The organism is Psychrobacillus sp. L3, assembly GCF_042945595.1.
Lineage (GTDB): Bacteria > Bacillota > Bacilli > Bacillales_A > Planococcaceae > Psychrobacillus.
In genome coordinates this window covers 3,397,186-3,420,285 of record NZ_CP168493.1, presented here as the reverse complement: position 1 = coordinate 3,420,285, position 23,100 = coordinate 3,397,186, and the positions used below count along the sequence as shown (strand labels likewise).

General features: G+C 42.4%; 12 protein-coding genes and 7 rRNA genes. 15 read left to right on the top strand and 4 right to left on the bottom strand.

Annotated features, from left to right (window positions below; translation table 11 throughout):
* Positions 1 to 40 precede the first annotated feature (40 nt).
* The 7 genes from rrf (ACEPXD_RS17045) (at position 41) to rrf (ACEPXD_RS17015) (ending at position 11,330) form a co-directional block, all read left to right on the top strand.
* A 5S ribosomal RNA gene (rrf, locus tag ACEPXD_RS17045) occupies positions 41 to 156 on the top strand.
* 699 nt (positions 157 to 855) lie between these two features.
* Positions 856 to 2,409, top strand: a 16S ribosomal RNA gene (locus ACEPXD_RS17040).
* Between the two features lie 231 nt (positions 2,410 to 2,640).
* Positions 2,641 to 5,568: ribosomal RNA gene (locus tag ACEPXD_RS17035) — 23S ribosomal RNA — on the top strand.
* 59 nt (positions 5,569 to 5,627) lie between these two features.
* Positions 5,628 to 5,743 (top strand): 5S ribosomal RNA (gene rrf / locus ACEPXD_RS17030).
* 699 nt (positions 5,744 to 6,442) lie between these two features.
* Positions 6,443 to 7,996: ribosomal RNA gene (locus tag ACEPXD_RS17025) — 16S ribosomal RNA — on the top strand.
* 231 nt (positions 7,997 to 8,227) lie between these two features.
* Positions 8,228 to 11,155, top strand: a 23S ribosomal RNA gene (locus ACEPXD_RS17020).
* A 59-nt stretch (positions 11,156 to 11,214) separates the two neighbouring features.
* Positions 11,215 to 11,330, top strand: a 5S ribosomal RNA gene (gene rrf / locus ACEPXD_RS17015).
* Together the 16S, 23S and 5S rRNA genes form the textbook arrangement of a ribosomal RNA operon.
* A gap of 537 nt (positions 11,331 to 11,867) precedes the next feature.
* On the opposite strand, the gene ACEPXD_RS17010 is transcribed toward rrf (ACEPXD_RS17015), so the two are convergent.
* Positions 11,868 to 12,221: a VOC family protein gene (locus tag ACEPXD_RS17010; RefSeq protein WP_391117859.1), complete on the bottom strand. Its 354-nt coding sequence runs from the start codon at positions 12,219 to 12,221 to the stop codon at positions 11,868 to 11,870.
* A gap of 208 nt (positions 12,222 to 12,429) precedes the next feature.
* Here ACEPXD_RS17010 and ACEPXD_RS17005 point away from each other — a divergent pair, with 208 nt between their 5' ends.
* From ACEPXD_RS17005 to ACEPXD_RS16995, 3 genes are all read left to right on the top strand, one after another.
* A complete protein-coding gene (locus tag ACEPXD_RS17005) occupies positions 12,430 to 12,813 on the top strand; it encodes a GntR family transcriptional regulator (protein ID WP_391117857.1) in 384 nt (127 codons plus the stop codon).
* Positions 12,800 to 12,964 (top strand): ATP-binding cassette domain-containing protein, encoded by a 165-nt coding sequence (locus ACEPXD_RS17000; protein WP_391117855.1) that lies wholly within the window; start codon positions 12,800 to 12,802, stop codon positions 12,962 to 12,964. The genes ACEPXD_RS17005 and ACEPXD_RS17000 overlap by 14 nt, the downstream gene beginning before the upstream one ends.
* A 286-nt stretch (positions 12,965 to 13,250) precedes the next feature.
* The gene (locus ACEPXD_RS16995) at positions 13,251 to 13,721 is read left to right on the top strand and encodes a GNAT family N-acetyltransferase (RefSeq protein ID WP_391117853.1); all 471 of its coding nucleotides are present in this window, start codon (positions 13,251 to 13,253) and stop codon (positions 13,719 to 13,721) included.
* A 4-nt stretch (positions 13,722 to 13,725) separates the two neighbouring features.
* Here ACEPXD_RS16995 and ACEPXD_RS16990 read toward each other — a convergent pair whose 3' ends face one another.
* The gene (locus tag ACEPXD_RS16990) at positions 13,726 to 14,709 is read right to left on the bottom strand and encodes a PQQ-dependent sugar dehydrogenase (protein WP_391117851.1); all 984 of its coding nucleotides are present in this window, start codon (positions 14,707 to 14,709) and stop codon (positions 13,726 to 13,728) included.
* A gap of 162 nt (positions 14,710 to 14,871) precedes the next feature.
* Between ACEPXD_RS16990 and ACEPXD_RS16985 the strand changes: the two genes are divergently transcribed.
* Together ACEPXD_RS16985 and ACEPXD_RS16980 are read left to right on the top strand one after the other, a co-directional pair.
* Entirely contained in the window at positions 14,872 to 15,606 is a 735-nt protein-coding gene (locus tag ACEPXD_RS16985) for a sulfite exporter TauE/SafE family protein (protein ID WP_391117850.1), read from the top strand.
* 161 nt (positions 15,607 to 15,767) lie between these two features.
* The gene (locus ACEPXD_RS16980; protein WP_391117848.1) at positions 15,768 to 16,931 is read left to right on the top strand and encodes a PstS family phosphate ABC transporter substrate-binding protein; all 1,164 of its coding nucleotides are present in this window, start codon (positions 15,768 to 15,770) and stop codon (positions 16,929 to 16,931) included.
* A 230-nt stretch (positions 16,932 to 17,161) separates the two neighbouring features.
* On the opposite strand, the gene ACEPXD_RS16975 is transcribed toward ACEPXD_RS16980, so the two are convergent.
* Entirely contained in the window at positions 17,162 to 18,412 is a 1,251-nt protein-coding gene (locus ACEPXD_RS16975) for a YhgE/Pip domain-containing protein (RefSeq protein WP_391117846.1), read from the bottom strand.
* Positions 18,413 to 18,445: 33 nt separating this feature from the next.
* Positions 18,446 to 18,886: a MarR family winged helix-turn-helix transcriptional regulator gene (locus tag ACEPXD_RS16970; protein ID WP_391117844.1), complete on the bottom strand. Its 441-nt coding sequence runs from the start codon at positions 18,884 to 18,886 to the stop codon at positions 18,446 to 18,448.
* A gap of 381 nt (positions 18,887 to 19,267) precedes the next feature.
* Between ACEPXD_RS16970 and ACEPXD_RS16965 the strand changes: the two genes are divergently transcribed.
* The 3 genes from ACEPXD_RS16965 (at position 19,268) to ACEPXD_RS16955 (ending at position 23,055) form a co-directional block, all read left to right on the top strand.
* Positions 19,268 to 19,648, top strand: coding sequence for a VOC family protein (locus ACEPXD_RS16965; protein WP_391117842.1), 381 nt, complete (start codon positions 19,268 to 19,270; stop codon positions 19,646 to 19,648).
* 216 nt (positions 19,649 to 19,864) lie between these two features.
* Positions 19,865 to 20,884, top strand: coding sequence for a LacI family DNA-binding transcriptional regulator (locus ACEPXD_RS16960; RefSeq protein WP_391117840.1), 1,020 nt, complete (start codon positions 19,865 to 19,867; stop codon positions 20,882 to 20,884).
* 74 nt (positions 20,885 to 20,958) lie between these two features.
* Positions 20,959 to 23,055 (top strand): glycogen debranching N-terminal domain-containing protein, encoded by a 2,097-nt coding sequence (locus ACEPXD_RS16955; RefSeq protein ID WP_391117838.1) that lies wholly within the window; start codon positions 20,959 to 20,961, stop codon positions 23,053 to 23,055.
* Positions 23,056 to 23,100: the final 45 nt, after the last annotated feature.

The window sequence follows — 23,100 nt, the reverse complement described above, 5'->3', positions numbered from 1 at the left end:
AATGTCTTTTATCCAGTTTTGAGTGAACAAGCACTCATTGTCTAGTGATGATGGCGAAGAGGTCACACCCGTTCCCATACCGAACACGGAAGTTAAGCTCTTCAGCGCCGATGGTAGTTGGGGGTTTCCCCCTGCAAGAGTAGGACGTCGCTGGGCACTATAAAAAGTCGTTACCGAGTAATCGGTGGCGACTTTTTTTGTTGAAAAAAATTTAGCTATTTTAAAAAAAGTGAATTCATGAGGGTTGTTCATTTTTTCAAACGATAAGATGTCTTTCATGGGTACGCCACAAGCTAAAGATGAAGATCGTAATGTAGAGATTATTATACACAAGTTTAGATAATTAAAATGGTATGGATTCTTTTTTAGACTCTATAATTAATGTTGAGTTTTTCACACAACTAAGTGCCATAGTTTTTAATATACATCAATGAGATAGAGCTTTTATAAATAACCAGTTTTCGCAAGAAAAAGTGAGTAATTACTATTGGTAGTGCCTCACCATTTTATTTCACCTATATATTCTATAGGAAATGATATATAAATTTTATAAAAAAAGTACTTGTCATTCTCTTTGAAGGGTGTTATAGTAATTAAGTTGTCTTTTAAATCACTAGATTTTCAAAAAAAGTAATTTAAAAAAGTTATTGACATTACTAATTTGATTTGTTATGATAATAAAGTTGTCGAAACAAAATAACAATGAAATGAAAAACATGAACATTGAAAACTGAACATGCAAAACGTTAAGAAATACAGCTTGAAAGACTAACTTTGGTTAGTCCGACAGCAAAACAATTTGGACATCATTTAATGATGATGCCAGCAAAACAAAATGAGCTTTTTAAGTTCTCTATTATGGAGAGTTTGATCCTGGCTCAGGACGAACGCTGGCGGCATGCCTAATACATGCAAGTCGAGCGAATGACGAAGAAGCTTGCTTCTTCTGATTTAGCGGCGGACGGGTGAGTAACACGTGGGCAACCTGCCCTGTAGATTGGGATAACTCCGGGAAACCGGGGCTAATACCGAATAATCCATTTCCTCACATGGGGAGATGTTAAAAGACGGTTTCGGCTGTCACTACAGGATGGGCCCGCGGCGCATTAGCTAGTTGGTGAGGTAACGGCTCACCAAGGCGACGATGCGTAGCCGACCTGAGAGGGTGATCGGCCACACTGGGACTGAGACACGGCCCAGACTCCTACGGGAGGCAGCAGTAGGGAATCTTCCACAATGGACGAAAGTCTGATGGAGCAATGCCGCGTGAGTGAAGAAGGTTTTCGGATCGTAAAACTCTGTTGTGAGGGAAGAACAAGTACGAGAGTAACTGCTCGTACCTTGACGGTACCTCATTAGAAAGCCACGGCTAACTACGTGCCAGCAGCCGCGGTAATACGTAGGTGGCAAGCGTTGTCCGGAATTATTGGGCGTAAAGCGCGCGCAGGCGGTCCTTTAAGTCTGATGTGAAATCCCACGGCTCAACCGTGGAAGGTCATTGGAAACTGGGGGACTTGAGTACAGAAGAGGAAAGCGGAATTCCAAGTGTAGCGGTGAAATGCGTAGAGATTTGGAGGAACACCAGTGGCGAAGGCGGCTTTCTGGTCTGTAACTGACGCTGAGGCGCGAAAGCGTGGGGAGCAAACAGGATTAGATACCCTGGTAGTCCACGCCGTAAACGATGAGTGCTAAGTGTTAGGGGGTTTCCGCCCCTTAGTGCTGCAGCTAACGCATTAAGCACTCCGCCTGGGGAGTACGGTCGCAAGACTGAAACTCAAAGGAATTGACGGGGGCCCGCACAAGCGGTGGAGCATGTGGTTTAATTCGAAGCAACGCGAAGAACCTTACCAGGTCTTGACATCCCGCTGACCGTTCTAGAGATAGATCTTTCCCTTCGGGGACAGCGGTGACAGGTGGTGCATGGTTGTCGTCAGCTCGTGTCGTGAGATGTTGGGTTAAGTCCCGCAACGAGCGCAACCCTTGATCTTAGTTGCCAGCATTTAGTTGGGCACTCTAAGGTGACTGCCGGTGATAAACCGGAGGAAGGTGGGGATGACGTCAAATCATCATGCCCCTTATGACCTGGGCTACACACGTGCTACAATGGACGGTACAGAGGGTCGCAACCCCGCGAGGGTGAGCTAATCCCATAAAACCGTTCTCAGTTCGGATTGTAGGCTGCAACTCGCCTACATGAAGCCGGAATCGCTAGTAATCGTGGATCAGCATGCCACGGTGAATACGTTCCCGGGCCTTGTACACACCGCCCGTCACACCACGAGAGTTTGTAACACCCGAAGTCGGTGGGGTAACCCTTACGGGAGCCAGCCGCCGAAGGTGGGACAGATGATTGGGGTGAAGTCGTAACAAGGTAGCCGTATCGGAAGGTGCGGCTGGATCACCTCCTTTCTAAGGATAATATCGGAATACAGATTTTTATCTGTATCTTAACGTTTTGCAGTTCAGTTTTGAATGTTCATTTTTATGAGCATTTGAAAACTTGTTCTTTGAAAACTGGATAAAAAGACATTGAAAGAAACAAATTCAAGAAATTCAATTTGTAATCATTTTTGTGATTATATTTTGCGTAGTATTTTTAACTACTATAGGAAGTCCGTGTTTCCACGGAGGACCAAATTAGGTTAAGTTAATAAGGGCGCGCGGTGAATGCCTTGGCACTAGGAGCCGAAGAAGGACGGCACTAACACCGATATGCTTCGGGGAGCTGTAAGTGAGCTTTGATCCGGAGATTTCCGAATGGGGAAACCCACTGTTCGTAATGGAGCAGTACATTTACGTGAATACATAGCGTATCTGTGGCACACCCAGGGAACTGAAACATCTAAGTACCTGGAGGAAGAGAAAGAAAAATCGATTCCCTGAGTAGCGGCGAGCGAAACGGGAATAGCCCAAACCAAGAGGCTTGCCTCTTGGGGTTGTAGGACACTCTACATAGAGTTACAAAGGAATGAGCTAGACGAAGCGATCTGGAAAGGTCCGCAGGATAGGGTAAAAGCCCCGTAGTCAAAAGTTCATTCTCTCTTGAGTGTATCCTGAGTACGGCGGAACACGTGAAATTCCGTCGGAATCTGGGAGGACCATCTCCCAAGGCTAAATACTACCTAGTGACCGATAGTGAACCAGTACCGTGAGGGAAAGGTGAAAAGCACCCCGGAAGGGGAGTGAAATAGATCCTGAAACCGCGTGCCTACAAGTAGTCAGAGCCCGTTAATGGGTGATGGCGTGCCTTTTGTAGAATGAACCGGCGAGTTACGATTACATGCAAGGTTAAGTTGAGAAGACGGAGCCGCAGCGAAAGCGAGTCTGAATAGGGCGAATGAGTATGTGGTCGTAGACCCGAAACCAGGTGATCTACCCATGTCCAGGATGAAGGTAAGGTAACACTTACTGGAGGTCCGAACCCACGCACGTTGAAAAGTGCGGGGATGAGGTGTGGGTAGCGGAGAAATTCCAATCGAACCTGGAGATAGCTGGTTCTCTCCGAAATAGCTTTAGGGCTAGCCTCAAACGTTAGAATCTTGGAGGTAGAGCACTGTTTGGACTAGGGGCCCATCCCGGGTTACCGAATTCAGACAAACTCCGAATGCCAATGATTTATGTTTGGGAGTCAGACTGCGAGTGATAAGATCCGTAGTCAAGAGGGAAACAGCCCAGACCACCAGCTAAGGTCCCAAAGTATTTGTTAAGTGGAAAAGGATGTGGCGTTGCTTAGACAACCAGGATGTTGGCTTAGAAGCAGCCATCATTTAAAGAGTGCGTAATAGCTCACTGGTCGAGTGACGCTGCGCCGAAAATGTATCGGGGCTAAACAAATCACCGAAGCTGTGGATTGATACCTATGGTATCAGTGGTAGGAGAGCGTTCTAAGGGCGTTGAAGTCAGACCGGAAGGACTGGTGGAGCGCTTAGAAGTGAGAATGCCGGTATGAGTAGCGAAAGATGGGTGAGAATCCCATCCACCGTATGACTAAGGTTTCCTGAGGAAGGCTCGTCCGCTCAGGGTTAGTCGGGACCTAAGTCGAGGCCGATAGGCGTAGACGATGGACAACAGGTTGATATTCCTGTACCACCAAACCACCGTTTGAGCAATGGGGGGACGCAGAAGGATAGGGTAAGCATGCTGTTGGTTATGCATGTCCAAGCAGTGAGGTGTGAGTGTAGGCAAATCCGCACTCTGTAACATTGAGCTGTGATGGCGAGGACTTAGTCCGAAGTTCCTGATTTCACACTGCCAAGAAAAGCCTCTAGCGAGGTGATAGGTGCCCGTACCGCAAACCGACACAGGTAGTCGAGGAGAGAATCCTAAGGTGAGCGAGAGAACTCTCGTTAAGGAACTCGGCAAAATGACCCCGTAACTTCGGGAGAAGGGGTGCTCTTTTGGGTGTATAGCCTAGAAGAGCCGCAGTGAATAGGCCCAGGCGACTGTTTAGCAAAAACACAGGTCTCTGCAAAACCGTAAGGTGAAGTATAGGGGCTGACGCCTGCCCGGTGCTGGAAGGTTAAGAGGAGTGCTTAGCGCAAGCGAAGGTGCGAATTGAAGCCCCAGTAAACGGCGGCCGTAACTATAACGGTCCTAAGGTAGCGAAATTCCTTGTCGGGTAAGTTCCGACCCGCACGAAAGGCGTAACGATCTGGGCACTGTCTCAACGAGAGACTCGGTGAAATTATAGTACCTGTGAAGATGCAGGTTACCCGCGACAGGACGGAAAGACCCCGTGGAGCTTTACTATAGCTTGATATTGAATTTTGGTGCAACTTGTACAGGATAGGCAGGAGCCTTAGAGCCCGGAGCGCCAGCTTCGGAGGAGGCGTCGGTGGGATACTGCCCTGGTTGTATTGAAATTCTAACCCATACCCGTAACCCGGGTAGGAGACAGTGTCAGGCGGGTAGTTTGACTGGGGCGGTCGCCTCCTAAAGTGTAACGGAGGCGCCCAAAGGTTCCCTCAGAATGGTTGGAAATCATTCGAAGAGTGTAAAGGCAGAAGGGAGCTTGACTGCGAGACCTACAAGTCGAGCAGGGTCGAAAGACGGGCTTAGTGATCCGGTGGTTCCGCATGGAAGGGCCATCGCTCAACGGATAAAAGCTACCCCGGGGATAACAGGCTTATCTCCCCCAAGAGTCCACATCGACGGGGAGGTTTGGCACCTCGATGTCGGCTCATCGCATCCTGGGGCTGTAGTCGGTCCCAAGGGTTGGGCTGTTCGCCCATTAAAGCGGTACGCGAGCTGGGTTCAGAACGTCGTGAGACAGTTCGGTCCCTATCCGTCGTGGGCGTAGGAAATTTGAGAGGAGCTGTCCTTAGTACGAGAGGACCGGGATGGACACACCGCTGGTGTACCAGTTGTTCTGCCAAGAGCATCGCTGGGTAGCTATGTGTGGACGGGATAAGTGCTGAAAGCATCTAAGCACGAAGCCCCCCTCAAGATGAGATTTCCCATTACGCAAGTAAGTAAGATCCCTCAAAGACGATGAGGTAGATAGGTTCGGGGTGGAAGCGTGGCGACATGTGCAGCTGACGAATACTAATCGATCGAGGACTTAACCAAATATGAATTTGCACATTTCAATGTCTTTTATCCAGTTTTGAGTGAACAAGCACTCATTGTCTAGTGATGATGGCGAAGAGGTCACACCCGTTCCCATACCGAACACGGAAGTTAAGCTCTTCAGCGCCGATGGTAGTTGGGGGTTTCCCCCTGCAAGAGTAGGACGTCGCTGGGCACTATAAAAAGTCGTTACCGAGTAATCGGTGGCGACTTTTTTTGTTGAAAAAAATTTAGCTATTTTAAAAAAAGTGAATTCATGAGGGTTGTTCATTTTTTCAAACGATAAGATGTCTTTCATGGGTACGCCACAAGCTAAAGATGAAGATCGTAATGTAGAGATTATTATACACAAGTTTAGATAATTAAAATGGTATGGATTCTTTTTTAGACTCTATAATTAATGTTGAGTTTTTCACACAACTAAGTGCCATAGTTTTTAATATACATCAATGAGATAGAGCTTTTATAAATAACCAGTTTTCGCAAGAAAAAGTGAGTAATTACTATTGGTAGTGCCTCACCATTTTATTTCACCTATATATTCTATAGGAAATGATATATAAATTTTATAAAAAAAGTACTTGTCATTCTCTTTGAAGGGTGTTATAGTAATTAAGTTGTCTTTTAAATCACTAGATTTTCAAAAAAAGTAATTTAAAAAAGTTATTGACATTACTAATTTGATTTGTTATGATAATAAAGTTGTCGAAACAAAATAACAATGAAATGAAAAACATGAACATTGAAAACTGAACATGCAAAACGTTAAGAAATACAGCTTGAAAGACTAACTTTGGTTAGTCCGACAGCAAAACAATTTGGACATCATTTAATGATGATGCCAGCAAAACAAAATGAGCTTTTTAAGTTCTCTATTATGGAGAGTTTGATCCTGGCTCAGGACGAACGCTGGCGGCATGCCTAATACATGCAAGTCGAGCGAATGACGAAGAAGCTTGCTTCTTCTGATTTAGCGGCGGACGGGTGAGTAACACGTGGGCAACCTGCCCTGTAGATTGGGATAACTCCGGGAAACCGGGGCTAATACCGAATAATCCATTTCCTCACATGGGGAGATGTTAAAAGACGGTTTCGGCTGTCACTACAGGATGGGCCCGCGGCGCATTAGCTAGTTGGTGAGGTAACGGCTCACCAAGGCGACGATGCGTAGCCGACCTGAGAGGGTGATCGGCCACACTGGGACTGAGACACGGCCCAGACTCCTACGGGAGGCAGCAGTAGGGAATCTTCCACAATGGACGAAAGTCTGATGGAGCAATGCCGCGTGAGTGAAGAAGGTTTTCGGATCGTAAAACTCTGTTGTGAGGGAAGAACAAGTACGAGAGTAACTGCTCGTACCTTGACGGTACCTCATTAGAAAGCCACGGCTAACTACGTGCCAGCAGCCGCGGTAATACGTAGGTGGCAAGCGTTGTCCGGAATTATTGGGCGTAAAGCGCGCGCAGGCGGTCCTTTAAGTCTGATGTGAAATCCCACGGCTCAACCGTGGAAGGTCATTGGAAACTGGGGGACTTGAGTACAGAAGAGGAAAGCGGAATTCCAAGTGTAGCGGTGAAATGCGTAGAGATTTGGAGGAACACCAGTGGCGAAGGCGGCTTTCTGGTCTGTAACTGACGCTGAGGCGCGAAAGCGTGGGGAGCAAACAGGATTAGATACCCTGGTAGTCCACGCCGTAAACGATGAGTGCTAAGTGTTAGGGGGTTTCCGCCCCTTAGTGCTGCAGCTAACGCATTAAGCACTCCGCCTGGGGAGTACGGTCGCAAGACTGAAACTCAAAGGAATTGACGGGGGCCCGCACAAGCGGTGGAGCATGTGGTTTAATTCGAAGCAACGCGAAGAACCTTACCAGGTCTTGACATCCCGCTGACCGTTCTAGAGATAGATCTTTCCCTTCGGGGACAGCGGTGACAGGTGGTGCATGGTTGTCGTCAGCTCGTGTCGTGAGATGTTGGGTTAAGTCCCGCAACGAGCGCAACCCTTGATCTTAGTTGCCAGCATTTAGTTGGGCACTCTAAGGTGACTGCCGGTGATAAACCGGAGGAAGGTGGGGATGACGTCAAATCATCATGCCCCTTATGACCTGGGCTACACACGTGCTACAATGGACGGTACAGAGGGTCGCAACCCCGCGAGGGTGAGCTAATCCCATAAAACCGTTCTCAGTTCGGATTGTAGGCTGCAACTCGCCTACATGAAGCCGGAATCGCTAGTAATCGTGGATCAGCATGCCACGGTGAATACGTTCCCGGGCCTTGTACACACCGCCCGTCACACCACGAGAGTTTGTAACACCCGAAGTCGGTGGGGTAACCCTTACGGGAGCCAGCCGCCGAAGGTGGGACAGATGATTGGGGTGAAGTCGTAACAAGGTAGCCGTATCGGAAGGTGCGGCTGGATCACCTCCTTTCTAAGGATAATATCGGAATACAGATTTTTATCTGTATCTTAACGTTTTGCAGTTCAGTTTTGAATGTTCATTTTTATGAGCATTTGAAAACTTGTTCTTTGAAAACTGGATAAAAAGACATTGAAAGAAACAAATTCAAGAAATTCAATTTGTAATCATTTTTGTGATTATATTTTGCGTAGTATTTTTAACTACTATAGGAAGTCCGTGTTTCCACGGAGGACCAAATTAGGTTAAGTTAATAAGGGCGCGCGGTGAATGCCTTGGCACTAGGAGCCGAAGAAGGACGGCACTAACACCGATATGCTTCGGGGAGCTGTAAGTGAGCTTTGATCCGGAGATTTCCGAATGGGGAAACCCACTGTTCGTAATGGAGCAGTACATTTACGTGAATACATAGCGTATCTGTGGCACACCCAGGGAACTGAAACATCTAAGTACCTGGAGGAAGAGAAAGAAAAATCGATTCCCTGAGTAGCGGCGAGCGAAACGGGAATAGCCCAAACCAAGAGGCTTGCCTCTTGGGGTTGTAGGACACTCTACATAGAGTTACAAAGGAATGAGCTAGACGAAGCGATCTGGAAAGGTCCGCAGGATAGGGTAAAAGCCCCGTAGTCAAAAGTTCATTCTCTCTTGAGTGTATCCTGAGTACGGCGGAACACGTGAAATTCCGTCGGAATCTGGGAGGACCATCTCCCAAGGCTAAATACTACCTAGTGACCGATAGTGAACCAGTACCGTGAGGGAAAGGTGAAAAGCACCCCGGAAGGGGAGTGAAATAGATCCTGAAACCGCGTGCCTACAAGTAGTCAGAGCCCGTTAATGGGTGATGGCGTGCCTTTTGTAGAATGAACCGGCGAGTTACGATTACATGCAAGGTTAAGTTGAGAAGACGGAGCCGCAGCGAAAGCGAGTCTGAATAGGGCGAATGAGTATGTGGTCGTAGACCCGAAACCAGGTGATCTACCCATGTCCAGGATGAAGGTAAGGTAACACTTACTGGAGGTCCGAACCCACGCACGTTGAAAAGTGCGGGGATGAGGTGTGGGTAGCGGAGAAATTCCAATCGAACCTGGAGATAGCTGGTTCTCTCCGAAATAGCTTTAGGGCTAGCCTCAAACGTTAGAATCTTGGAGGTAGAGCACTGTTTGGACTAGGGGCCCATCCCGGGTTACCGAATTCAGACAAACTCCGAATGCCAATGATTTATGTTTGGGAGTCAGACTGCGAGTGATAAGATCCGTAGTCAAGAGGGAAACAGCCCAGACCACCAGCTAAGGTCCCAAAGTATTTGTTAAGTGGAAAAGGATGTGGCGTTGCTTAGACAACCAGGATGTTGGCTTAGAAGCAGCCATCATTTAAAGAGTGCGTAATAGCTCACTGGTCGAGTGACGCTGCGCCGAAAATGTATCGGGGCTAAACAAATCACCGAAGCTGTGGATTGATACCTATGGTATCAGTGGTAGGAGAGCGTTCTAAGGGCGTTGAAGTCAGACCGGAAGGACTGGTGGAGCGCTTAGAAGTGAGAATGCCGGTATGAGTAGCGAAAGATGGGTGAGAATCCCATCCACCGTATGACTAAGGTTTCCTGAGGAAGGCTCGTCCGCTCAGGGTTAGTCGGGACCTAAGTCGAGGCCGATAGGCGTAGACGATGGACAACAGGTTGATATTCCTGTACCACCAAACCACCGTTTGAGCAATGGGGGGACGCAGAAGGATAGGGTAAGCATGCTGTTGGTTATGCATGTCCAAGCAGTGAGGTGTGAGTGTAGGCAAATCCGCACTCTGTAACATTGAGCTGTGATGGCGAGGACTTAGTCCGAAGTTCCTGATTTCACACTGCCAAGAAAAGCCTCTAGCGAGGTGATAGGTGCCCGTACCGCAAACCGACACAGGTAGTCGAGGAGAGAATCCTAAGGTGAGCGAGAGAACTCTCGTTAAGGAACTCGGCAAAATGACCCCGTAACTTCGGGAGAAGGGGTGCTCTTTTGGGTGTATAGCCTAGAAGAGCCGCAGTGAATAGGCCCAGGCGACTGTTTAGCAAAAACACAGGTCTCTGCAAAACCGTAAGGTGAAGTATAGGGGCTGACGCCTGCCCGGTGCTGGAAGGTTAAGAGGAGTGCTTAGCGCAAGCGAAGGTGCGAATTGAAGCCCCAGTAAACGGCGGCCGTAACTATAACGGTCCTAAGGTAGCGAAATTCCTTGTCGGGTAAGTTCCGACCCGCACGAAAGGCGTAACGATCTGGGCACTGTCTCAACGAGAGACTCGGTGAAATTATAGTACCTGTGAAGATGCAGGTTACCCGCGACAGGACGGAAAGACCCCGTGGAGCTTTACTATAGCTTGATATTGAATTTTGGTGCAACTTGTACAGGATAGGCAGGAGCCTTAGAGCCCGGAGCGCCAGCTTCGGAGGAGGCGTCGGTGGGATACTGCCCTGGTTGTATTGAAATTCTAACCCATACCCGTAACCCGGGTAGGAGACAGTGTCAGGCGGGTAGTTTGACTGGGGCGGTCGCCTCCTAAAGTGTAACGGAGGCGCCCAAAGGTTCCCTCAGAATGGTTGGAAATCATTCGAAGAGTGTAAAGGCAGAAGGGAGCTTGACTGCGAGACCTACAAGTCGAGCAGGGTCGAAAGACGGGCTTAGTGATCCGGTGGTTCCGCATGGAAGGGCCATCGCTCAACGGATAAAAGCTACCCCGGGGATAACAGGCTTATCTCCCCCAAGAGTCCACATCGACGGGGAGGTTTGGCACCTCGATGTCGGCTCATCGCATCCTGGGGCTGTAGTCGGTCCCAAGGGTTGGGCTGTTCGCCCATTAAAGCGGTACGCGAGCTGGGTTCAGAACGTCGTGAGACAGTTCGGTCCCTATCCGTCGTGGGCGTAGGAAATTTGAGAGGAGCTGTCCTTAGTACGAGAGGACCGGGATGGACACACCGCTGGTGTACCAGTTGTTCTGCCAAGAGCATCGCTGGGTAGCTATGTGTGGACGGGATAAGTGCTGAAAGCATCTAAGCACGAAGCCCCCCTCAAGATGAGATTTCCCATTACGCAAGTAAGTAAGATCCCTCAAAGACGATGAGGTAGATAGGTTCGGGGTGGAAGCGTGGCGACATGTGCAGCTGACGAATACTAATCGATCGAGGACTTAACCAAATATGATTTTGCACATTTCAATGTCTTTTATCCAGTTTTGAGTGAACAAGCACTCATTATCTAGTGATGATGGCGAAGAGGTCACACCCGTTCCCATACCGAACACGGAAGTTAAGCTCTTCAGCGCCGATGGTAGTTGGGGGTTTCCCCCTGCAAGAGTAGGACGTCGCTGGGCACTATAAAAAGTCGTTACCGAGTAATCGGTGGCGACTTTTTTTGTTGTACAAATTTTCAAATAGTTACGGAATGCTTACTTGGTTAATGAGAAAAGGACTTGATTTTGTGGGAATTAGATAAAGTCTTGTACTCAACTTGATACGACATTACCCGGGAAATAATTACATATACCGACATTAAGAAGCAAATAATTATAAATTAAGTTTTTGCGTATAATTTAGTCTTGAAAAGTAAATTTTATAGTCTAGCGTGCAGTTATAAAGAGGCGAATGCACATATTAATGCAGTCTAAGAATGTTTTATATTCATTGGAGACCAACTATCGAATAGTGAATGCCGCAGATTTTTGCATATTCAACAGCATCAAACCATCACAAGAATGTTACAGAGTATGGGGTTAATAATTGTGGGGGAAGGGAAAGCAACTAAATATAAAATGAGTGAAAAATGCTAAACAGTCACATTATTCTCTGTCCGATCAGAATTTTTTTATTCGGTCACAAATGTAAAAATGCCCCTCCAATGAGGGGCTACTTTATATTTCACTCATTAATGCATGGGTATTTCCTTCTGTGTCTTTAAAGAATGCCATCCATGTTTCGGTATCATCCATCTTTGCAACCATATGTGGATCGTCTATGAATATTGCACCTGCTTCTTGCATTCGTGCAACTTCTCCATACAAATTATCCACTTTAAAATACAATACAGAGCTTTTGTGGTCGAATTCTGCTGTTTCAGATCTACTTAATAATAATCTTGTATCTTCACATTGAAAGAATGCTAAACCATCGATTTCAAATAATAAAGGTAATCCGATTACATCCTTATAAAATACGACAGCACGTGCTACATTTTCTACATTTACTGCAACTTGTCCTAACTTCATATAAAATAACCTCCATCTCTTATATATAAATTCTAGATAATTTCCGATAACCCTTTTTAGTATTAAAAAATAAATTTATAGTTAAATTAAAGCATATATCTAGAATGTGGTTTTTAATTGTCAAAATAAATTAGACAATTCTACGATTTTATAATATACTACATTACAACACTATTGCACTGAAATGTTTGAAAGGAGGTTTATAAAATTGAATCTAAATGCTGATAGTACGAAGCCTATCTATATTCAAATTTCCGAATGGATGGAGAATGAAATAATAGCCGATCGTTTTCAAAGCGATGAGAAAGTTCATTCTCAATACCAATTAGCAGACCTCTTCAATATAAATCCAGCAACAGCAGCTAAAGGGTTGACGATACTCGTGGAGGATCAAATTCTTTACAAGAGAAGGGGTCTTGGTATGTTTGTAAAACCAGAAGCCAAAATAAAGATTTTGGAAAAGAGACGAAGTGAAACGTTAGTGCATATGGTTAGAGAGCTTGTATTGGAAGCGAGAAGGCTTTCTGTGACAGAAGAGGAACTTATCCAACTAATTAAAAATGGGAGGAGGAACAAATGTGAGGGTGATTGAGTGTCAAAGGTTAAAAAAGCGTTATAAGCGAATGCATGCGCTTGAAGATATAACATTTCAATTAGAAGATCATAAAATAACTGGCTTAATTGGACGCAATGGTGATGGGAAAACAACTTTACTAAAAATACTAGCTGGATTTATCAAATAAATTATTAGTTCTTTCTGCAGATGGCTTTTTACAAGGCTATGAAAATGGGAGAGCGGCTGGAATCACATATATTTACTTGAAGGTGCCAAAATATATTCATGTAGTAGATGATATGGGATTTCAATTGTATTAAAGGGAAAGTGATTTCCTAAGTGAGGCACTTTTTCTTTCAGTGTATACAGTATTAACCTAGAAGAGATAAATGGGCCGAGTACTTGTCCACAATTTGAGACTAGAGAAATTATTGTGTTATGCTAATATAAAAATAGAAAAAGAGGAAGTATTCATGATTACACTTGCACCTTATGAAATGAAATATCGAGCTGCTTTAGAGGATTATCCACTTTCAAAAGAGCACTTAACCTTCACAGCACATCCACTTGAACTATTAGAACGAAGTGAAAATACAACTACTTATTCACCAATTGTTATTTTAGAAAAAGGGCAAGTTGCAGGGTTTTTCGTGCTCGATATAGGTGAAGATAAATTTCATTATACAGAAATACAAGAGAGCATTTTACTGCGAGGTTATTCTGTACATCCAACTTATCAAGGGCGTGGAATTGCAATGATATCGATGGGACTACTACTCGAATATACAAGCGAAAATTTTCCTCAAGTAAACCAAATCGTACTTGGTGTTAACGAAGCTAATAAGGCAGCGCAATCAGTTTATTTAAAGGCAGGATTTATCGATGAAGGTAAGCGATTCAATGGTAGATCAGGTGTGCAAATCGCGATGTGCTTGAAGTTGTAGCAAGTTACTCTTTCAAGCGATACAGTATATCATCACCGTTATTAGGTGCTCCTCGACCATCTGTGTTATTTGTAACAAAGTAGATGTATTCTCCGTTAGAGAATACATCGCGTACACGTCCAAATCCAGTAATGGAACGCTCTACTTCTCCTGTCGATACATTCATTACTTTGACCGCTTCGCCACGAAGGGAAGCAACATATAACTTTCCTTTGTGAAATGTAATACCTGAAGGTGCCCATGTATCATGTTCACCGGAGGTAATAATAGGTGATTCCAATCCATCCTTCGTTTCTGTCCCTTGGATAATTGGGTATCCGTAGTTTTTACCTGGTTCTATTCGATTAATTTCATCCATTGCAGTTTGTCCATGTTCAGTCTCGAAAAGTGTTCCATCCTTATCCCAAGCGAGTCCTTGTGGATTGCGATGTCCGGTAGTATAGATTTCGAATGTTTCATCTTCCCTCATTCGTAGTATTTTCCCGTTAAGAGATTTTGCATCTTGTGCATTAGTTGGATTTCCTGCATCACCAACCGTGACATATAAGAACCCATCCGGTCCAATTGCTAGTCTGCCCCCATGATGAATATTGCCTGTAGGTATACTGTCTAGATGAATGGAAACTTCCTTCCATGCATCATTATCTTGTCTAATTGTTACTACTCGATTAAAAGAATCTCCATTCTGATTGTATGTGTAGTATGCGAATGCCTCATGTGAATCGTCAAAATCATTCTTTAATACAAACCCGAGTAGACCTGCTTCCGAAGCATTTGACAAATCATTAGTAAGTTTCACTTGTTTATGAACAACTTTTCCATTACTCGTAATTTCTGCTATAGTGCCCACACGTTCAGATATGTAGAAAGTATTTTCATGTTGATTTATGGACCAAGGAGTATTCAAATTTGTCGCGACTTTTTCGGCAGTTATATTTTCATTTGTACAACCGAATAAAACAAATGACAACAATAGTAATTTTTTCATCTGAAACCCTCCTATATTAGTACTTCCCCTTTTGTCATCATTTCTCCTTCTAAAGTTAATAAGTTTTCCAAATGTAAAACGATAAATACTATTGAATTTACTTATGTTTAATGGAGAGGTATGCTAAATCTACATCAGAAAGAATGGAAAGAAGGCTTTATTATGGAATTCATCCTCTTTTTTATTGTAGGAGTTGTTGGCAATGTCGTCGGTACACTAGTCGGAGGCGGAGGACTCATTAGCTTACCAACGATGCTACTTATGGGGCTACCCGTGCACTCAGCAATAGGTGCGAACAAAGTATCCAATACAGTTAGCTCGCTATCCAGCTTTCTCGTTATTTTTAAAGGGAAAGAGGTTTCGGTAAAAGAGGCATTGTCTGTTCTTGCATTTTGCTTAGGGGGAGGTATTTTAGGCGGTCTAATCGCATCCTTTTTAAGTGGTGATACACTAACTATCATTGCCATCGTGTTACTAAGCTTTGCGTTTATCACTTCTTTTATGGGAAAGGGAAACTTTGAAGGTACAGAGCCGTTGCGTGTGAATAAAAAAACGGGGCCAGCATTACTTGGAATTGGAATGTACGACGGTATGTTTGGACCGGGGAGCAGCACGCTAGCACTTTACTTATATGCTAGTCAAAAGATCGCTTATATTCGAGCAGTGGGTTTAGCAAGAATCGGTGTTTTTGCCAGTTGCTTTGGAGCTTCCATTACGTATATTTCTACAGGCAAAATTATCTGGCCACTCACTATTGCATTAATGCTTGGAGCGATTGTAGGTGCCCAACTTGGAGTACGTTTAGCTCGCAAATTAAAATCTGAACAAGTAAAGCCATTACTGAGATTGGTTACGGTTTTATTGATTGTGCAAATTGTAGTGGATTATTTGAAATAATAAGGGCACTTACATCAAATTGAAGCAATACAAGAAGATATTTAATGAAACGGATATTTCAATAGAAACAGTGAAAGAAATACTAAACTCTTGGGTTCAATAAGTGTTATAAAAGGATTCCCTCCCTCATATGTAGAATAGACAAGTAAGGGGGGATTCAATTGGAGAAAAAATCGCTAGTTGCACCAATCTTATATGCCATTTTCATTCTAATTGGCATGCTTTTCTTTACTGTATTTATTTTATTTTTCATTCTTTTAACAGGTAAAATATATTATGTTGCATTAATCATTACAAGTGCTGTAGTGTTATATGTCTTTAATGTATTAACCCTTTTCCATTTTTTCAAAAGGAAGAAACGGAAGGTAACGTTTGGTGCCATTGCGGGAGTTGCTATTTTAGTGAGTGCGATCTCGCCGATTCAGCATGAATATAAGAATCGAATTCCTACTGTTGATGCTGAGGTCAATACATATGAATACGAGCCGTTTACAAATTCGCAAGGGGTTGCGATTTTAGACGAACAAACGACAATGCAGCTAACGGATAGTTTACCAAAAATGGACGGTGCGACGGCACTTTATCCGTTGTATGCATCATTTGTAGAGGCAACCTATCCTAAAAAGGATTATTCTCCTTACGATAGTGAAGTGATGGTTAATACAACACCGGATGCCTATAGTAATCTATTCAATGGCAAGGTAGATATGATTTTCGTTGCCGCTCCTTCCGAGGCACAGAAGAAAACAGCCGAACAAAAGGGGTTAGAACTCAAAATGACGCCAATTGGTCGGGAAGCATTTGTCTTTTTCGTCAATCAAAAGAACCCCATTGATAGACTAACGATTGAGCAAATAAAGGCTATCTACTCTGGCAAAGTGACGAATTGGAAAGACGTAGGAGGAAATGATAATACGATCCGCGCATTTCAACGTCCAGCCAATAGCGGAAGCCAGACAGCACTTGAACACTTAATGGGAACTACACCAATCATGGAAGCACCTTCGGAAGATATTGCAACGGGAATGGGAGGTATTATAAATGAAGTATCGAAGTATAAAAACTATAATAATGCAATCGGCTATACATTTCGGTTCTATTCCACAGAAATGGTAAAAAACAATCAAATAAAATTATTAGAAATAGAAGGCGTAGCACCAACGAAAGAAACCATTCGGTCTGGTACATATCCGATTACTTCTGAGTTTTATATAGTTACAGCCGGAACAGAAAATCCGAATGTAGAGAAATTGATCGAGTGGATATTGTCACCACAAGGTCAAGGATTAGTTGAAAAAATTGGTTATGTAACTATAAGTGAATGAGATGAGCTCCTAGCAAAATTGTTAGGAGCTCGTTTTATGTTTTAAAGCAAAAACCATTACATAATATCCATTTTATGGACAATATATTACGGGTGCCAGGCACCTGTAATAAATAAACTGGATCGGTTACTTGATTCTAATAGAAAAACGCTATAAAATGCGGAATTGAATAAAAAAAGCCGTCTCCAAATGATTGTATGAAGCTAATCATTTGGAAACAGCTATTTTAATTATAAAGCGACCGTTTGATCTGCAGGCTTATCCAAAGAGTGCGCTTTGGAAGGACTTCCTTTTTTATTTGAACGAATTAGGAAGATCATACACACAGCAAGGAATACTACCAAATAGATTGAAATTACCCATAATGCAGTGCCAAGTCCGGATTGCATGTTGCCACCATAAAATAGCAACGACCTCATTCCGTCAACCATATAACGAGTAGGTAGGAAAAGGCTGAAAACATGATGGAATACTGGTAAAGTAGTAAGTGGAATGGCACCTCCGCTTGCGAAAATTCCTAAAATGTTAATAGGGAACATAACAAGCATACCCCATTTACCGAAAAGTAAGCCAATCACTTTAAACATAAAGAACATGGTCAGACTACACAGAAGTGTAAAGAAGAAAATACTCCAAATGGAAGTTGAATGGGCACTACCAAAGACCCCAAACACCGCTAACTGTAATGTCGAAGATACAAGGATCGCTAATATTATTCCGAGAAGCATTTCGGTAAGTAGTAATTTTGAGTCGCTTAAAGGGTACCCAGCTTTTCTAATTCCTTCCCCTATCCCCCCTAAATAACCTTGAATCATTTGTGCACCCATAAGTCCTGTAATCGATGCGATGAGTACCATCATGAAAGGTGTCATCCCTTTATTTACATTAGTAGACAATCCTAGAACATTGGAAGATGAATATTGGATGGGTTCGTCTAATAACGAGGTTACGAGTGGGGAAACGTGTAACCCCTCTTGTGTCATTGTATCTTTTAATGTATTACTTACAGCTGAAGATGTAGAAGAAGCGATGGACTGAAGTACATTTGCTGCAATGGATGTAGCCATCTGTCCGCCACCTTCATTAATCAGAATCTTCATCTTTGCGGCGTTTCCTTCTGTTTGTTCTGACATTAAATCACTTTCTAAGGTAGCGAGTGATTGTGAAAAACCAGATGGAATTATCAATGCCCCGTAAGCTTTATTTTCTTTAATTGCTTGAACAGCACTTTTTTCACTGGATTCGATCTTCCATTGAATAGAATGACCATCCTGTTTTTCCGTTAAGTTATTTATCATTGCTTTTCCCATATCCGAGGAAGCAAATTCTTCATCCTCACTTACAATGATGAGCGGGAAATTGGTCATTTTTTGATCATTTCCTGCGAACACTGGTAAATAGATACTGATCATGCTTAGCATAAGTAAAGCAGTAGACCAAACGGGAAACCACGCAAATTTTACTTTTAATAATGTTTTCAAAATCTCACATTCCAATCTAAATAATAATAAATTTTAAGTAATTTTCCTATTTAACAAACGCAACATGAAGTAGAACATTTCTAACTCATCTTGGTCCATTTTTTCAAAAAATTGAGTAATTACAGTGTCTTTCATCGGAAAAGAAATAACATTTATCCCTTCGTCCGTTAAATTAATAAAATGACTTCTCCGATCTTCAGGATTGTCAACTCGTTTGACCAATCCTCTCTTTTCTAATGAGTCAACTAAATACGTAATGGAAGCTGCTTTTAATCTTAATTTCTCTGCCAAATGGATTGATAAGCAAGCACCATCATGTTCAATAATACTTAAAATTAAATATTGGTTGAGCGTTAGATCATTTTTTCTTAAGTGTTCAGCCAATGATTTTGCTCGTTGGCTCGACATTTTCTTAGAAACGTCATAATAGATGTCTAATAACATATCAATAGTGATATCATTTTTTTTATCCAATTTAGCCACCTCTTTTTAAGTGCATGAAGAACATCTTACTTCGAAATGTCTAAATTGTAAAGGTAGATAGTAAGAAATAAAGTGTCTATTTAATGGCAACGACAAAATAATTTAGTTAGATACTTTGAAGTAAATGATGTAATCGTAAAGAGCATTGCATGAGGCAAAAACGAGCAATCTCGAGAAGAAAGCAGTTTTATCTGTATACCTATATCCCATGAACTAGCCATTAACATGGCAAAATCGCAAGTCGTTTGGGAGAAGATGAATGAATGAAAAATTATAGGAACGTTAGTTCTTAATTTTTGACACTTCATAGTTACTTACCTATAATGAAGTTAGAGTTACGAAGAGCAAAATTAATAGTAGGGAGACAGGAGAATGATTAATAAAGTCGGTCAAATAATGCTATATGTAAACAACCAAGAAGAGACAGTAAAATTTTGGACAGAAAAAGCAGGATTTAGCGTTATTTCAGATGAAGATAATGGGCAAGGAATGAGATGGATCGAAATTGCACCAACGAGTGATGCAGAAACAAGTATCGTTCTACACAATAAAGAACTAATCGCTAAGATGCAGCCGGAGCTAAACCTTAACACACCTTCATTACTATTTTTCTCGGATAATCTGGATCAATTGTATAAAGACTTTTCGGAAAAAGAAATTACAGTAGGAGAACTAGTAATGATGCCTTCAGGTAGAGTTTTTAACTTTGCAGACAATGAAGGAAATTACTTTGCAATAATGGAGAAAAAGTAAATGACAATGGAGACTTTTTGAGGGTTGCTTTTTAGCAAACTACTTTGAAAAGTCTCTTTTTTGTATAATGAACACCTTTTTATATTCTAATTTCCTTAAACTCCTCATACAATAAACTGAAAATAAAATATTTTTAAAGTATTGAAAACGATTTCATTTTATATTAAACTCTAATTAAAGTATAAATCCAAAACGTTTCGGAAGGAATTTGATCCATTGACAACTATTAAAGATATAGCAAGAGCAGCCGGCGTATCCATTACGACTGTTTCAAGAGGATTGAATGGCTACTCGGATGTAAGTGAAAAGACAAGAGAAAAGATAATAAGAATTGCAAAGGAACTAAATTACAGCCCAAATACACTTGCCCGGAGCCTGGTGATGAATAAGTCAAAAACATTCGGTCTACTCGTTTCAGGTTTAAATCAATCAAGTGCAAAGGATAATATTACATTTGATATGTTAGCTGGGATTAATAAGTTTGTCGGAGAATGTGGCTATGACATAATCCTTCTCAGTACAAACTCAACAAAGCAAAAAGAAAAGACATACACTCAACTATGTAGAGAAAGAAGAGTCGACGGTGTGATTATTCAGGGTATTCGTAAAGATGACCCCTATTTGAAAGAAGTTGTAGAAAGCGATATTCCTTGCGTACTAATTGACATTCCACTTACTTCACCAACAGTTGGCTATGTAACAACGGATAATATCTTTGGAGCCAAGAAAGCAGTACAGCATTTAATTCAAATGGGGCATAAAAAAATAGGCTTTATCAATGGTCATGACTTTGCATTTGTCAGCCAGCAACGGTTGACAGGATATGAAGAGGCACTTAAAGAAGCTAATATAGCCATTAATACAGAGTGGATTGGTAATGGAGAATTTAGTGAAGAGGTGGCAGAAAAAGTAGCATTAAAACTATTAGAAGCCCACCCAGAAATAACAGCAATTTTTTGTGCAAGTGACCTTATGGCATTGGGAGTCATACAGGCTGCGCGCAAACTTGGAATTGACGTACCAAATGAGTTGTCGATTATTGGGTTTGACGATATTATGCTTGCATCTTATGTAACTCCTTCGTTAACATCCATTGCACAAAACACCTTTCTAATGGGGTATGAAGCGGCAAAATTATTGCTTTCCATTTTTGAAAATGAAGCAGAATCTCATGTAGTTTCCTTAGGAACAGAACTAATGATACGGGAAACTACGAGTCCATCTAGAAGACAATGAATAACAGAAGACTACCTTCTGTACACAAAAACCAAAACGTTTCGGAAAATATATCGTCACAGTAGGAGGACACCATGGATTACCGAGTAATTAAGGAAAATGATCTATTTTTGCTAACTGATGCAAAAGGAAATATCCCGGAGAATCATTATTATGGTTTGGGGTTATATACAAAAGATACCCGTTTTTTAAGTAAACTAGATCTAAAAATAAATGGAGAAGAGCCAATATTATTAACTTCGGATGCGGCAGAAAATTATATGGCGAAGGTTTTACTCACCAACCCGCATATGGAAAACGATGAGGGCTTGATCCTATGGCGTGAATCAGTAGAGATTGAGCGAACAAGGTTTATTTTCGATGATGTGTTATATGAATCTATTAAAGTAAAAAATTATTTTCCAAAGCCAATTTCTTTTACGATTAGCTTACATATGGATGTTGATTTTGCTGATATGTTCATCGTCCGAGGATTTCAAACGGGGAACATTGGGCAAAGAACGGGTCAAACAATAGAAAAAAGATCTTTGTCCTACCATTATATCGGAGCGGATGAGGTCAAACGGTCAACGAGCGTATCTTGGGATATGGAAGCCAAAAGTGTTACGGATCAAGGAGATATTACATTTGAATTCCACTTGGAGCATGACGAAGAAGAAACATTCACACTCATGATTCAGCCGCAAATTGGAGCAACCAATCCTAAAGAAATAATGCATCGCGACCAAGCGTTAAAGCTACTTGAAAATTCCTATACGAAATGGAATGACAAGGTTACAAAGGTAGAAACTAATTTTCAACCGTTGCAACGTCTGATTGATCGTGGAATTGGAGACTTACGAGTGTTATTAACCGATTTGGGCTATGGTCAGTTTCCAGTAGCTGGGCTTCCGTGGTTTGGAGTACCATTCGGCAGAGATAGCCTGATTGCAGCATTGCAAATGCTTCCATTTAACTCGGAAGTAGCAAAAGGAACTTTATTAACAATGGCTGCAAAACAAGGAAAAAATGTAGATCCTTTCCGGGATGAACAACCTGGCAAAATTATGCATGAAATTCGTTTTGGTGAACTGGCGGAGACAGGACAAATTCCATTTTCACCTTACTTTGGCACAGTAGACGCTACTCCTTTATTTCTTGTGCTACTTACGGAATATGTAAAGTGGACAGGGGACTTTGAAATTGTAAAACAACTGAAAGAAAATATTGATGCAGCGTTAAACTGGATTGATCATTACGGCGACCGCGATGGAGACGGTTTTGTTGAATATTATCAAGAGGCGAACAAAGGCATTGCCAATCAAGGTTGGAAAGATTCAAGCGATTCCATCGTACATCGAAATGGAGATTATGCGGAAGCTCCTATTGCCTTAAGTGAAGTTCAGGGATATGTATACCATGCGAAAATGGGGATAGCGAGTATATTCGATAACCTTGGAAACGCTGATATAGCATTCAAACTACGTACAGAAGCTGAACAGTTGAAAGATAGATTTGAGCAAGCTTTTTGGATGGATGACCAACAATTTTACGCCATTGCGCTTGATAAAGAGAAAGAGCAAGTTGGAACGATAACTTCTAATCCCGGGCATGCTCTCTTCTCTAACATGTTGCGCGAAGATAGGGCGAGAGCGGTTGTTGAAACATTAGTCTCAGATAAAATGTTCTCTGGTTTTGGCATTCGTACAATGGGTGTAGGAGAATCTGGATACAATCCGATGAGCTACCATGACGGCAGCATTTGGCCACACGATAATAGTATGATTCTGCTTGGTATGAGTAAGCTAGGCTATAAAAAGGATGTCAATGTAGTTATTAACGGACTAGTAAAAGCTGCTGAAGCATTTGAGTATGATAGACTACCAGAATTATTTTGCGGATATGGAAAAGAGAGAGGCAGGCCAGTGAAATACCCAGTTGCTTGTTCTCCTCAAGCTTGGGCTGCAGGAACACCGCTCGTGTTTATCCAATCTTTGTTGGGGTTGTTTCCGAATAGCCTACAAAAGGAAATTCGCCTGTCCCCAAATCTCTTAGAAAATATGGACATTTTGAAGGTGGATAACATTTCAATCGGAAATGGAGTACTCTCGGTCAAGGTTACACGTAATGCAGGTGCTATCCAGGTAGAGATTGACAAGAATACCACTGGATTTGAAGTTGTTATACATTAATTCTTAACTTGGTTTTACCACTCTAAAAGAGGATTTATATAGGAA